The organism is Streptomyces sp. NPDC037290 (assembly GCF_055603245.1).
Genome location: NZ_JBVJVZ010000014.1, coordinates 45,419 through 58,317 on the forward strand (window position 1 = coordinate 45,419; position 12,899 = coordinate 58,317).

The following is a 12,899-nucleotide window of genomic DNA, read 5'->3' on the forward strand; positions in this document are numbered from 1 at the left end:
GGCCAGTGTGCCCTGCGCTGAAATTGGATCGGGCCGGTGCGCCCTGCGCCGAACCCGAACCGCCGTGCTCCGAGCCGAAGCCGGGCCCCGCGCCGAAGCCGGACCCGAACCCGCCCCGTCGCGCCCCGCGCCGAAACCGGTCCCGAACCGCCCCGTCAGCCGTGCCCGCCGGCCCGCACCAGCCCCGTCTCGTAGGCCAGCACCACGACCTGCACCCGGTCGCGCAGGCCGAGCTTGGTCAGGATGCGGCCGACATGGGTCTTCACCGTCGCCTCGCTCAGCACGAGCCGGGCCGCGATCTCACCGTTGGACAGGCCCTGGGCGACCAGCACCATCACCTCGCGCTCCCGGTCGGTGAGCCGCTCCAGCTCCTTGTGCTGCGGCTCCTTGCCCGCGGAGGGCAGCATCGGCGCGAAGCGGTCCAGCAGCCGGCGGGTGGTGGAGGGTGCCACGACCGCGTCGCCGCTGTGCACGGCGCGGATCGCACCGAGCAGATCACCGGGCGGCACGTCCTTGAGCATGAAGCCGGAGGCGCCCGCCTTCAGCCCGGAGAAGGCGTACTCGTCCAGGTCGAACGTGGTCAGGATCAGCACCTTGGGCGGGTCGGGCTCGGCGCAGATCCGCCGGGTGGCCTCCACGCCGTCCAGCTTCGGCATGCGGACGTCCATCAGGACGACGTCGACGGCTGTGGACCGCAGCACCTGCAGGGCCTCGACGCCGTCGCCCGCCTCCGCGACGACCTCCATGTCCGGCTGGGCGGCCAGCACCATCCGGAATCCGGTGCGCAGCAGCACCTGGTCGTCGACGAGCATCACACGGATCGTCATCGGGCCTCTTTCGTTCGCGGCGGGGGGCCGTTCGGGGCGGTGGGTGTTGCTTCAGGAAGGGGTCTTACAGGTGTCAACGGGGGGGCGTGCGGCTGCGTCAGTGCGCTGGCTTGAGCGGAAGCAGGGCACTGATGCGGAATCCTCCGCCCGGGCGCGGCCCCGCGTCCAGGGTGCCGCCGACCATGCCGACCCGCTCGCGCATGCCGATCAGGCCGTGCCCCCGGCCGTCGGCCCCGCCCTCCTCGTACAGCTCGTGCGGGGCGCCCTTGCCGTCGTCCTCGACGAGCAGGCCGAGCCCGTCGTCGAAGTAGACCAGCCGGACGCTCGCGCCCGCGTTGGGACCGCCGTGCTTGCGCGTGTTGGTGAGCGCCTCCTGCACGATCCGGTACGCGGTCAGCTCCACGCCGCTGGGCAGCGGGCGCGGGGTGCCCTCGACCTTGAAGTCGACCGGGAGCCCCGAACTGCGGCACTGGTCGATGAGGTCGTCGATCTGCCCGACGTCCGGCTGCGGGACGTACTCCCCGCTCTCCTGGTGCTCCCCGGTGCGCAGCACGCCCAGCAGGCGGCGCATCTCGGCGAGGGCCTGGCGGCCGGTGGAGGAGATCGTCTCCAGGGCCTTCCTGGCCTGGTCGGGGGCGGCGTCGAGGACATAGGCGGCACCGTCCGCCTGCACCACCATCACCGACACGTTGTGCGCCACGACATCGTGCAGCTCACGTGCGATACGGGCGCGCTCGGCGGCCACCGCGACCTTCGACTGCGCCTCGCGCTCCTTCTCCAGGCGGGCCGCGCGCTCCTCCAGCTGGGCGAAGTAGGCGCGCCTGGTACGCATCGAGTCACCGAGCACCCAGGCGAGCGCGAACGGCACCGTCTGGAAGACCGCGATCGCGATCTGCCCGGCGAAACTGGAGTGCTCGGCCGGCCAGCGGATCTGCGCGAGGGCCGCCGCGACGAGACTGACGGCGAGCGCGAGCCGGGAGGCCCAGCGCGCGCCGATCGCCGCCACCGTGTAGGTGATCACGAGCATCGCGAAGTCGGCGACGGTCGTCTCGATGTCCAGCACCAGCTGGGCCAGCCCGGTCGCGAGGGCGAGCAGCAGCATCGGCTCCGGGAAACGGCGGCGCAGCGCGACGACGGCGCACAGGACGGCGGACACGGCCATCCCGGCGGGGAGGGTCCCGTGGTGACCGGGCGATCCGTCGAGATTGACCACGCTCACACCGGACAGCCCGAACAGGACGACGGCCCAGAAGGTGTCGACCCAGGTCGGGTGGAGGCGGAGGAAGTCGTAGAGGCGCTGCACGTAACCCAGAGTAGGGAAACCGGATGCGTGCAGGGGTCAACCGGAGGGCCGATCCATGCCGGGTGCGTGTACTCCGCAAGGTGGAGGAAGTGATCATCTGTGCGCCTAGTCTGTTGCGGTGACGGATGAGACGGCACGGGAAGCGGAACGGCGTCCCGGCGAGGGACACGGCCGGCGCGGGTGGCGTGCGGCGACCGAGGCGGCGCTCTACGGCCCCGGCGGCTTCTACCGGCGCCCCGAGGGCCCGGCCGGCCACTTCCGTACGTCCGTGCACGCGTCCCCGCTGTTCGCGCAGGCCGTGGCCCGGCTGCTGTGCCGGGTCGACGAGGCGCTGGGGCGGCCGCCGGCCCTGGACTTCGTCGACATGGCGGCCGGGCGCGGCGAGCTGATCACCGGCGTGCTCGCCGCCCTGCCGCCCGACGTGGCCGCACGCGTGCGTGGGTACGCCGTCGAACGCGCCGACCGCCCGGCCGGACTCGACGAACGGATCGCCTGGCTGGACGCGCCCCCGGCCGCCGTCACGGGGTTGCTGTTCGCCAACGAGTGGCTGGACAACGTCCCCGTTGACGTCGCCGAGACCGACCCCGCGGGAGTGCCCCGGCTCGTGCTCGTCGCCGACGACGGCACCGAGCGGCTCGGGGAGCCCGTGAACGGCGCCGACGCTGCCTGGCTCGCGCGCTGGTGGCCGCTGCCGGCCGAGGAGGGGCTGCGCGCGGAGCTCGGGCTGCCCCGGGACCTGGCCTGGGCGTCGGTGGTGGGCCGGGTGGTGCGGGGACTGGCGGTGGCCGTGGACTACGCGCACACCGTCGACGCCCGCCCCCCGTTCGGGACGCTCACCGGCTTCCGAGAAGGGCGCGAGACGGCGCCCGTGCCGGACGGGTCGTGCGACATCACGGCGCACGTCGCTCTGGACGCGTGCGCGGCGGCTCCCGGCGCGCACGCGCCCCTGGACCCGACTGAGAAGCCGGCGCACACGGCTGGTGACGCAGCGCGCACACTCACGGGAACCGCGCGCGCATCCGAAAACGCGACCAGCACCCCCTCCCGTACGCGGTTGGGCGCGGCGCAGGCGCCCTCTGTCACGGCGCGCGTACTGCCGGCCGCGCGCCTGCTCACGCAACGCGCCGCGCTGCGCGCCTTGGACATCACCGGCGCGCGCCCCCCGCTCGCGCTGGCCTCCACGGACCCCACGGCTTACGTGCGCGCCCTCGCGAGCGCCGGGGAGGCCGCCGAACTCACCGCCCCCGGCGGCCTCGGCGACTTCGGCTGGCTGGTCCAGCCGGTGGGAATCGTGGACCCGCTCGCCTGAGCCGGCCCGCTTCCCGGCGCCGGCCTACTTGTCGATGTCGCCGACCACGAAGAACATCGAACCCAGGATCGCCACCATGTCCGCCACCAGAGTCCCCGGCAGCAGCTCGGTGAGCGCCTGGATGTTGTTGTACGACGCCGAGCGCAGCTTCAGCCGGTACGGCGTCTTCTCACCCTTGCTGACCAGGTAGTAGCCGTTGATGCCGAGCGGGTTCTCGGTCCACGCGTACGTGTGCCCCTCGGGTGCCTTCAGCACCTTCGGCAGCCGCTGGTTGATCGGCCCGGGCGGCAGCTCGGCGAGCCGGTCCAGGCAGGCGTCGGCGAGGTCCAGCGCGTTGTGCGTCTGCTCCAGCAGGATCTCGAAGCGGGCGAGGCAGTCGCCCTCGCTCCGGGTGACGACCTTCAGCGTGTCCTGGAGGTCGCCGTACGCCAGGTACGGCTCGTCGCGGCGCAGGTCGAAGTCGACGCCCGACGCGCGCGCGATGGGCCCGCTCACGCCGTAGGCGTGCACCGTTTCCGGCGTCATCGCGCCCACGCCGCGCGTGCGCCCCCGGAAGATCTCGTTGCCGAGCACCAGGTCGTCGAAGACGTCCATGCGCGAGCGCACGTCGGCGACCGCGGCACGCGCGCGTGCGCTCCAGCCGGCCGGCAGGTCCTCCTTGAGGCCGCCGACGCGGTTGAACATGTAGTGCATGCGCCCGCCGGAGATCTCCTCCATGACGTTCTGCAGCACCTCGCGCTCCCGGAACGCGTAGAACACCGGGGTGATACCGCCCAGCTCCAGCGGGTAGGAGCCGAGGAACATCAGGTGGTTCAGCACCCGGTTCAGCTCGGCGAGCAGCGTGCGCATCCACACCGCCCGCTCGGGCACCTCCATGCCCAGCATCCGCTCCACGGCGAGGACCACGCCCAGCTCGTTCGAGAACGCCGACAGCCAGTCGTGGCGGTTGGCGAGCACGATGATCTGGCGGTAGTCACGCGCCTCGAAGAGCTTCTCGGCGCCGCGGTGCATGTAGCCGATCACCGGCTCCGCGCGCACGATGCGCTCCCCGTCCAGCACGAGCCTGAGCCGCAGCACGCCGTGCGTGGACGGGTGCTGGGGTCCGATGTTGAGCACCATGTCGGTGCTTTCCGCGGCGCCGCCGATCCCGACCGTGGTCTCCGTCGTAGGAGTCATGGCCCCAGTTTCCCCTACGTACGCTGGCCCCATGGAAACGGGGAGCCCGAAGGAGACCGGGATACCGGGGGACGAACTGGTGTGGCGGGGGCTGCGGCCCGCTCTGATGCGGGTGCGCCGGCTGCTCGTGATGGTGTGGACGGCGGCGCTCGCCGTCGCCACCGGCCTGCTGCTGGGCCTGCTCGTGGGGCCCGGATGGGCGGCTTTCGGCCTGGTGCCCGTGGCCGGCGCCGCATGGTGCTGGCGGATGGTGGGTCGCAACTGGCGCTCGTGGCGCTACGCCGAGCGCGCGGACGACCTGCTGATCAGCCGCGGTGTCCTGTGGCGCGAGGAAACGGTGGTGCCGTACGGGCGGATGCAGCTGGTGGAGGTGACCTCGGGGCCCATCGAGCGGCGCTTCGGGCTGGCCACCGTGCAGCTGCACACGGCGGCCGCCGCGACCGACGCCACCATCCCCGGCCTGGACCCGGCCGAGGCGGAACGGCTGCGCGACCGGCTCACCGAGCTGGGCGAGGCGAGATCGGCGGGCCTGTGACGACCCCGGGCCAGGACGAGGAGATACCGGCGCCCGCGCCGGTGACCGAGCGCCGGCTGCACCCGGTCACGCCCTTCCGGCGGGCGTGGGCGCCGATCGCCGTACTCGCCGGATGGGCGGTGCACGACCCGAACGGGACACAGGCGCAACTGCAACGGCTGACCACCACCGTGCTGCTGCTGGGGCTCGCCGTGCTGGTGCCGGTGGCCGGCCTGTACGGCTTCCTGTCCTGGTGGTTCACGCACTTCGCGGTCACAGACACCGAACTGCGCATCCGTACCGGCCTGTTGTTCCGGCGCACGGCGCACATCCGGCTGGAGCGCATCCAGGCGGTGGACGTCTCCCGTCCCCTCCTCGCGCGCGTGGCGGGCGTCGCCAAGCTGCGGATAGACGTCGTGGGCGCCGACGACAAGGACGAACTGGCCTTCCTGGGCGAGCAGGAGGCGCGCGCCCTGCGTGCGGAACTGCTCGCTCGCGCGGCCGGGTTCGCGCCCGAGACGGCTCGCGAAGTCGGCGAGGCGCCCGCGCACGAGCTGCTGCGTGTGCCCCCGCGCGCGCTGGCGCTCTCCCTGGTGCTGACGGGCGCCACCTGGGGCTCGATGGGCGCCGCGGTCGTCGTACCGGCCGTGCTGTGGCTCACCACCCACAATCTGTGGACGGTCCTCGCGACCGCGCTGCCCCTGCTCGGCGCGGCCGGCGCGAGCAGCGCGGGACGGTTCGCCGGCGAGTTCGACTGGACGGTGAGCGAGTCACCGGACGGGCTGCGCATCGACCACGGGCTGCTCGACCGTGCGCACGAGACGGTCCCGCCCGGCCGGGTGCAGACCGTGCGGATCGTGGAGCCGCTCCTGTGGCGGCGGCTCGGCTGGGTGCGGGTGGAACTGCACGTGGCCGGGTCCGCCAACTCGGTGCTGGTGCCGGTCGCCCCGCGCCCGGTCGCCGAGTCGGTCGTCGCGCGCGTACTGCACGGCGTGACGGTGCCCCGGGCGCTGTCGCGGCCCCCGGACCGGGCCCGCTGGTGCGTGCCGGTGTGGTGGCGCGGCCACGGCCTCGCGGTCACCGACACCGTGTTCGCCACCCGGCACGGCCTGCTGCGCCGCCGGCTCTCGCTGGTCCCGCACGCCAAGGTGCAGAGCGTACGACTGCGCCAGGGGCCCTGGCAGCGCCTGTGCCGGCTCGCCGAGGTCCATGTGGAAACCGGGGCCGACAAGACCGTGACCGCCCGTCTGCGGGACGCCCGGGAGGCCGCACGGCTCCTGCACGACCAGGCGGAGAGGTCCCGTACGGGCCGTCGGGACGCCCGCCCGGACCGCTGGATGGCATGAGGCCCGGCTTCCCGGGCGGGAAGCCGGGCCTGGAAGCCCTGCGTGGCCGGTCAGGCCTCAGGAAGCCGCGGTGCGCAGCCCCTGCACGTCGATCTGCTCGGTCTCGTCGTGCGCGGTCAGGTCGATCACCTGGCCGACGCCGTGGGCGTGTGCGTCGGCCTGCTTGAACCCGGCCTCGGCCTCGGCCTTGTGCACGGCGAGGACCTCCTCGCCGACGACGTCGGCGAGATCCTCGTTCTGCACGGCGTCCAGCGCCGCCTTGGGGGCGCCCTTCTGGGTGCCGAAGAAGTCGAAACCGCCCTCGACCGCCGGTCGACGCGCGGGCGCGGCCGGTACGACGGCCACCGCGGTCGGCACCGTGAAGTGCCCGGCGGGCGGCTGCGCCGAGGCCCCCGCGGGTTCTGCCGGTGCCGTGGGGGCGGCCGCGCGCGCGTGCCCGCCGGCCGCCACGGGCTGCCCCAGCGCCTCGTCCTCCTGGACCTCGTCCTCGTGGCCGGCCGGTGCGCCGGCCTTGCTCCGAGAGGCGTCGGCGCCGTCCGTCACGGCGCCTTCCACCGCGTCTTCGACCCCGCCCGCGTCGGGCCTGCGGGCACCGGCGCTGCCCGCCGGGAACGGATCCGCAACGGCGTGTGCCTCACCGGACTCGGGAGCCTCCGGCTCCGCAGCCGTGCCCCCGGCATCCTCGGTCTCAGCAACCTCGGCCGCCGGCGCTTCGACAGCTTCCGCTTCCCCGGCTTCCGCTTCCCCGGCTTCCGCTTCAACGGCTTCCGCTTCAACGGCTTCCGCTTCAACGGCTTCCGCTTCAACGGCTTCCGCTTCCCCCGCTTCCGTCACGGAGTCGGCCGGGGCCCCGCCGTCGAACCGGGCGAGCGCCGTCAGGGCCTGGCGGTACAGCCGGGCGCCCTCGGGCGAGAACACCTGGAAGACCGGCGGCTCGTCGGCCAGGTCCTCGCCGGCGCCACCGGTGATCGCAGCGGCCTCGTCGGTCTCGGCGATCTCGCCGGCCTCGTCCGCCTCCTCCACCGCGTCCGGCTCCGCTCGGCGCGCGGGCGGCAGGGCGGGCGCGGACGACGGCACGGCGGCCTCGATCTCCAGGAGCCGGCGTCCCTCCAGGGCGCTCGCGCGCTCGGTCTCCGCCGTGGCGTACCGGCGCAGCAGGGCGGCGTGCTCGTTGCGCAGGCCGGCCAGCTCCGCGCGCTTGGCGCGCAGCCGCTGCTCCAGCTTGGCGCGCAGCTCGCGCGACTCCTCCAGGTCGGTCTCCAGTTCGGCGACCCGTTCCTCGTACCGCCACTCGTCACCGGCACGCGCGCGGGTGAGCTCGGCGACCCGCTTGCCCGCCTGCGCGTCCCAGCGGCGCATCACGACCGCGCCGACGACCGCCGTCGCGGCGGCGGCCGCGGCCAGTGCGCGCAACACCATGGCCTCGGAGAACACCCAGGGACCCAGCGCGCAGACGACGGAGACACCGGCGATCGCCGAGGAGGGCAACAGCCGGTGCAGAGGTGGTGAATGGCGGTGGCGTCCACGTGGCATGGCCAGAAACTTACCGCGCGTAGGCGAATCGCGGACCCCCGCCCCGTAAAAACCCGGCCACATCACCGGCTTCACAAGGCGTCAGGCCCACGGCGGCTCATCGGTCGGCGAGCCGCCCGCTCATCCACTGCAGCGTCGCCGGGATCTCGCGCCGCCAGGTGTTGAAGTTGTGGCCGCCGCTGTCGAGGATGATCGACGAGATCCGGGTCAGGTTCGTGGCCTGCACGCGCGTGATGAACTTCAGCGTGTCCTTGTAGTTGTGCTCGCCGACCTTGCTGCTGGTGACGAGCAGCGAGGTGTCCGGCGCCTGCTCGTGCTCGAGCAGCCAGCGCAGGTCGGCGCGGTTCTGCTGGTTCTTGTCACCGTGGAAGAGGTCGCCGGTGGTGGGGTCGATCGGCGCCTTGTAGTAGGGCGACAGGCCCGCGGCGGCCGCGTACACGCCGGGGTGGTGCATGGCGAGCTTGAGCGCGCAGTAGCCGCCCGTGGAGTCGCCGACGACGCCCCAGCTGCCGGGCCGCTTGCCGACCCGGTAGTGCGCGAGGACGGCCTCCGGGAGATCCTGCGCGAAAAACGTTTCTGTCTGCGGCCCGCCAGGAATGTCCACACACTCGGTGTCCCGCGGCGGCGCCACGGTCGGCCGCATCATCACCAGGATCATCGGCTGCATCTTCCCGTCCTTGGCCAGCTGCTGGGCCGTGCGCGGATAGTGCAGCTTGTCCACCAGCGCCTGCGCCGTCCCCGGGTAGCCGGTCAGCACGACCGCCGCCGGGAACGTACGGGTGCGGTACTGCGGCTGGAAGTACTCCGGCGGCAGGTACACGTAGGCCGGCGTGGCGATGTGGCTCCTGCGGCCGACGATGTCGACCTTCTGGATCTGCCCGGTCGCCTGCGGACCGTGGCCGCTCACGCCCTGCACGTCGGACGCGGTGAGCACCTGGACCGGGCCACCGCTGCCGCCGCCCGCCGCGTGGTCGACGACGACGCCCTGATCGGTCTCCTGGCCGAACAGGTCGGCCCAGCTGGCGTAGAATCCGAAGGCCTGGTTGGCGGCGAGGCCGACCGAGGCGAAGAGCGCCAGCTGCGTGCCGAGCAGCAGTCCCACCCTTCCGCTGACGGCCCGCCAGCTCTGCCGCGCCAGCCGCGGCCACAGCCACACGGTGCCGACGAACAGTACGGCGGCGAGAAGGACGGCCAGAACCAGCACTTTGTTGCTCGTGAGACCCATGGGCTGTTTCCTGCCTGCGCTTTCCGCCCGGCATCTGCCCACGCTTCGTTGCGAGGGCTTGCCCGGGGCTTTCCTTGGCCTTTGACCCGACTTTCCGGTGGGGAGTGAACCTCTTTCCCCAAGACACCGTCCTAGAGGGCGCAATGTCGCCGGATGCCCGATCGGGCCCGGGTCCAAGGTCTCTCGCAGAACTACGGGATGCGATGTCTGTCAGGATAGATGGGGAAATGTCGGGCGGGGTTCCGAGCCGATCAAGCCGGGTGAGGCGCATACTGCGCGGCCCGCGCCCCGAGGCCGCCCCCGCCCTGGTCGGCAGGGCGGCCGCCATCGTGGGCGTCCTGGACATTGCCGCGGGCGTCTTCCCGCGCTTCCGGCACAGCCGTATGCACGCCATCGCCGAGGTGCTGCCGGGCTCGTTCGGCCCCTTCGCCGCCGCGCTCTCGCTGAGCGCCGGCGTGCTTCTGCTGCTGCTCGCGCACGGGCTCAAGCGGCGCAAACGCCGGGCGTGGCGCGCCGCGGTCGCGCTGCTGCCGGCCGGGGCGGTGGCACAGTTCGCGTACCGGCACTCGGTCGTCGGCGTGCTCATCGCGGTCGCGCTGCTCGTGCCGCTGCTGCTCCACCGCGAGCAGTTCGCGGCGCTGCCCGACCCACGCAGCAGGTGGCGCGCGCTCGCCAACTTCGTGCTCATGAGCGCCGGTTCGCTCGTCCTCGGACTCGTCATCGTCAGCGTCCACCCGCACCGGACGGTCGGCGACCCGAGCCTGGCCGACCGGCTGACGCACGTCATCTACGGCCTGTTCGGCTTCGAGGGCCCGGTCGACTACCAGGGCAACACGTCCTGGACCGTCGCCTTCTCCCTCGGCGCCCTCGGCTGGATCACCGCCGCCACCACCATCTACCTGGCATTCCGCCCCGAGCACCCGGCCGCGCGCCTCACCCAGGAGGACGAGTCCCGTCTGCGGGCCCTGCTGGAGAAGCACGGCGGCCGCGACTCCCTCGGCCACTTCGCGCTGCGCCGCGACAAGGCGGTCGTCTTCTCCCCCAGCGGCAAGGCCGCGGTCACCTACCGCGTCATCTCCGGCGTGATGCTCGCCAGCGGCGACCCCATCGGCGACGTCGAGGCGTGGCCCGGCGCCATCGAGCGCTTCATGGACGAGGCCAAGGCGCACTCCTGGACCCCCGCCGTCGTGGGCTGCTCGGAGACGGGCGGCGAGGTGTGGACCCGCGAGACCGGCCTGGACGCCCTGGAACTGGGCGACGAGGCGGTGGTGGACGTCGCGGATTTCTCACTCGCCGGACGCGCGATGCGCAACGTCCGACAAATGGTCAAGCGCATCGAGCGAGCCGGCTACGAAACCCGAGTACGGCGCATCCGTGACCTCGGCGACACCGAGCTGGAGCGCATCCGCCGGGCGGCGGAGGACTGGCGGGGCACCGACACCGAGCGCGGTTTCTCCATGGCGCTCGGCCGCATCGGCGACGCCACCGACGGCGACTGCCTGATCGCCACCGCCCACAAGGCCGACGACGAGCCCGGCGAGTACGGCGACCTGAAGGCGATCCTGCACTTCGTGCCCTGGGGCACGGACGGCGTCTCGCTGGACCTGATGCGCCGCGACCGCAGCGCGGACCCCGGCATGAACGAACTGCTGATCGTCGCCGCCCTCCAGTCGGCGCCGAAGCTCGGCATCGCCCGCGTCTCGCTGAACTTCGCGATGTTCCGCTCCGCCCTCGCGCGCGGCGAGAAGATCGGCGCCGGTCCGGTGCTGCGCGCCTGGCGCGGGCTGCTGGTGTTCCTCTCGCGCTGGTTCCAGATCGAGTCGCTGTACAAGTTCAACGCCAAGTTCCAGCCGCGCTGGGAACCCCGGTTCATCGTCTACCGCGCCACGGCCGACCTGCCCCGCATCGGCTTCGCCACCATGCAGGCGGAGGGCTTCGTCAACCTCGCCCTGCCGCTCCCGCGCTTCCTGCGCCGGCGCAGGACCGCCGCCGAGCGCCCCTGCGCGCACGCCGTGGCGGAACGCGACGTCCGCGCGGCGTGATGCGCCGTAGGACGCGCTGAGCACCGCATGACCGTACGGCGCGGCCAGAACGGGTCCGGGCGGGCGCCCCGCCCCCTCCAGCACAGGGGCTCCCGCCCGGACCGCCGCGCGTGTGCGCCGCCCCGCTGGGCCTACGCTGAACGTATGAACAACCTCAGCGGGCGCGGCCGGGTGACAGGCCTTCCGGCATGGGACCGGTGCGCGGTCATGGGTGTCGTCAACGTGACCCCCGATTCCTTCTCCGACGGCGGCCGCTGGTTCGACACGACCGTCGCCGTCAAGCACGGCCTGGACCTCGTCTCCGAAGGAGCGGACCTGGTCGACGTCGGCGGCGAGTCCACCCGCCCGGGCGCCACGCGCGTGGACGAGGCCGAGGAACTCAGGCGTGTCATCCCGGTCGTCCGCGGCCTCGCCTCCGAGGGCGTCGTCGTCTCCGTCGACACCATGCGCGCCTCCGTCGCCGAACAGTCCCTCGCGGCCGGCGCCGCGCTCGTCAACGACGTCAGCGGCGGCCTCGCCGATCCCGCGATGATCCCGGTCGTCGCCGACGCGGGCGCCCCGTTCGTCGTCATGCACTGGCGTGGCTTCCTGCAGGGCGGCAGCGTCAAGGGCGTCTATGAAGACGTCGTCGCCGAAGTCGTGGACGAGCTGCACGCGCGCGTGGAGGCCGTTCTCGCCGGCGGCATCACCCCCGACCGCATCGTCGTCGACCCCGGCCTCGGCTTCTCCAAGGAGGCCGAGCACGACCTCACCCTGCTCGCCCACCTCGACCGTCTGCGCGCCCTCGGCCACCCCCTGCTCGTGGCCGCCTCCCGCAAGCGGTTCCTCGGCCGTGTCCTCGCCGGCCCGCAGGGTGCGCCCCCACCGGCCCGGGAGCGCGACGCCGCCACGGCCGCCGTCTCCGCACTCGCGGCGCACTCCGGCGCTTGGGCGGTGCGCGTGCACGAGGTACGCGCCACCGCGGACGCGGTACGGGTCGCACGCGCCGTGGAGGAGGCCCGTGCGGCGGGGACGGCACCGGGCGCCGAGGGTGAGCGCGGGGCGGACGGGAACCGGTGAGCGCCCCCCATACCGACGTCGAGCAGGTGGAAGCCGCCAACACCGCCTTCTACGAGGCGATGGAACGCGGTGACTTCGAGGAGCTGTCCTCCCTCTGGCTCACCCCCGCCGACCTGGGCGTGGACGAGGAGTACCACGACCCGGCGGACAGCGGCGTGATCTCCTGCGTGCACCCCGGATGGCCGGTGCTCACCGGCCGCGGAGAGGTCCTCAGGTCGTACGCCCTGATCATGGCCAACACCGACTACATCCAGTTCTTCCTCACCGACGTGCACGTCTCCGTCACCGGCGACACCGCCCTCGTGACCTGCACCGAGAACATCCTCAGCGGCGGCCCCGCACCCGAGGAGGGCGCGGAGCTGGGACCGCTCGTCGGCCAGCTCGTCGTCGCCACGAACGTGTTCCGGCGCACGCCCTCCGGCTGGAAGCTCTGGTCGCACCACGCCTCCCCCGTCCTGGCCGAGAGCGAGGACGAGGACGGCGAGACGGGCGTCAACGGCGTGACCCCGGACGACGGACCGCTCGCCTGAGCGGGCGGACGCCTCCACAGGAGCAAGAAGTGGTT

At 73.0% G+C, this 12,899-nt stretch carries 11 protein-coding genes; 6 read left to right on the top strand and 5 right to left on the bottom strand.

Annotated elements, in window-relative coordinates; genetic code table 11:
• Positions 1–155: 155 nt before the first annotated feature.
• Together ACZ7HQ_RS33905 and ACZ7HQ_RS33910 are read right to left on the bottom strand one after the other, a co-directional pair.
• Positions 156–827, bottom strand: a complete 672-nt coding sequence (locus ACZ7HQ_RS33905; RefSeq protein ID WP_470998432.1) for a response regulator transcription factor — start codon at positions 825–827, stop codon at positions 156–158.
• 97 nt (positions 828–924) lie between these two features.
• Positions 925–2,130, bottom strand: a complete 1,206-nt coding sequence (locus ACZ7HQ_RS33910) for a sensor histidine kinase (RefSeq protein WP_470998435.1) — start codon at positions 2,128–2,130, stop codon at positions 925–927.
• Between the two features lie 118 nt (positions 2,131–2,248).
• Here ACZ7HQ_RS33910 and ACZ7HQ_RS33915 point away from each other — a divergent pair, with 118 nt between their 5' ends.
• Complete coding sequence (locus tag ACZ7HQ_RS33915) at positions 2,249–3,439, top strand: SAM-dependent methyltransferase (RefSeq protein WP_470998438.1); 1,191 nt, start codon at positions 2,249–2,251, stop codon at positions 3,437–3,439.
• 24 nt (positions 3,440–3,463) lie between these two features.
• Here the strand turns inward: ACZ7HQ_RS33915 and ACZ7HQ_RS33920 are convergent, their stop codons facing one another.
• On the bottom strand, positions 3,464–4,615 hold the full coding sequence (locus tag ACZ7HQ_RS33920; RefSeq protein WP_470998441.1) for an NADH-quinone oxidoreductase subunit D: 1,152 nt from the start codon (positions 4,613–4,615) through the stop codon (positions 3,464–3,466).
• 31 nt (positions 4,616–4,646) lie between these two features.
• Here ACZ7HQ_RS33920 and ACZ7HQ_RS33925 point away from each other — a divergent pair, with 31 nt between their 5' ends.
• Positions 4,647–5,150 carry a PH domain-containing protein gene (locus tag ACZ7HQ_RS33925; RefSeq protein WP_470998444.1) on the top strand — a complete coding sequence of 168 codons (504 nt, stop codon included), beginning with the start codon at positions 4,647–4,649 and terminating at the stop codon, positions 5,148–5,150.
• Positions 5,147–6,475 carry a PH domain-containing protein gene (locus tag ACZ7HQ_RS33930; RefSeq protein WP_470998447.1) on the top strand — a complete coding sequence of 443 codons (1,329 nt, stop codon included), beginning with the start codon at positions 5,147–5,149 and terminating at the stop codon, positions 6,473–6,475. The genes ACZ7HQ_RS33925 and ACZ7HQ_RS33930 overlap by 4 nt, the downstream gene beginning before the upstream one ends.
• Positions 6,476–6,532: 57 nt before the next feature.
• Here ACZ7HQ_RS33930 and ACZ7HQ_RS33935 read toward each other — a convergent pair whose 3' ends face one another.
• Positions 6,533–8,008, bottom strand: a complete 1,476-nt coding sequence (locus ACZ7HQ_RS33935) for a hypothetical protein (RefSeq protein WP_470998451.1) — start codon at positions 8,006–8,008, stop codon at positions 6,533–6,535.
• A 97-nt stretch (positions 8,009–8,105) separates the two neighbouring features.
• Entirely contained in the window at positions 8,106–9,233 is a 1,128-nt protein-coding gene (locus tag ACZ7HQ_RS33940; RefSeq protein ID WP_470998454.1) for an alpha/beta hydrolase, read from the bottom strand.
• Positions 9,234–9,460: 227 nt separating this feature from the next.
• On the opposite strand from ACZ7HQ_RS33940, the gene ACZ7HQ_RS33945 reads away from it, so the two are divergent.
• From ACZ7HQ_RS33945 to ACZ7HQ_RS33955, 3 genes are all read left to right on the top strand, one after another.
• Entirely contained in the window at positions 9,461–11,275 is a 1,815-nt protein-coding gene (locus ACZ7HQ_RS33945; RefSeq protein WP_470998456.1) for a phosphatidylglycerol lysyltransferase domain-containing protein, read from the top strand.
• A 144-nt stretch (positions 11,276–11,419) separates the two neighbouring features.
• On the top strand, positions 11,420–12,334 hold the full coding sequence (gene folP, locus ACZ7HQ_RS33950) for a dihydropteroate synthase (protein WP_470998459.1): 915 nt from the start codon (positions 11,420–11,422) through the stop codon (positions 12,332–12,334).
• Positions 12,331–12,864, top strand: coding sequence for a nuclear transport factor 2 family protein (locus ACZ7HQ_RS33955; RefSeq protein ID WP_470998462.1), 534 nt, complete (start codon positions 12,331–12,333; stop codon positions 12,862–12,864). Before folP ends, ACZ7HQ_RS33955 begins: the two co-directional genes overlap by 4 nt.
• Positions 12,865–12,899 lie beyond the last annotated feature (35 nt).

What these genes read in the sequence shown, in the direction of transcription:
- ACZ7HQ_RS33905 (WP_470998432.1), bottom strand. Translation starts at nt 827, where the DNA reads ATGACGATCCGTGTGATGCTCGTCGACGACCAGGTGCTGCTGCGCACC.
- ACZ7HQ_RS33920 (WP_470998441.1), bottom strand. Translation starts at nt 4,615, where the DNA reads ATGACTCCTACGACGGAGACCACGGTCGGGATCGGCGGCGCCGCGGAA.
- ACZ7HQ_RS33925 (WP_470998444.1), top strand. Translation starts at nt 4,647, where the DNA reads ATGGAAACGGGGAGCCCGAAGGAGACCGGGATACCGGGGGACGAACTG.
- ACZ7HQ_RS33935 (WP_470998451.1), bottom strand. Translation starts at nt 8,008, where the DNA reads ATGCCACGTGGACGCCACCGCCATTCACCACCTCTGCACCGGCTGTTG.
- ACZ7HQ_RS33940 (WP_470998454.1), bottom strand. Translation starts at nt 9,233, where the DNA reads ATGGGTCTCACGAGCAACAAAGTGCTGGTTCTGGCCGTCCTTCTCGCC.
- ACZ7HQ_RS33945 (WP_470998456.1), top strand. Translation starts at nt 9,461, where the DNA reads ATGTCGGGCGGGGTTCCGAGCCGATCAAGCCGGGTGAGGCGCATACTG.
- folP (WP_470998459.1), top strand. Translation starts at nt 11,420, where the DNA reads ATGAACAACCTCAGCGGGCGCGGCCGGGTGACAGGCCTTCCGGCATGG.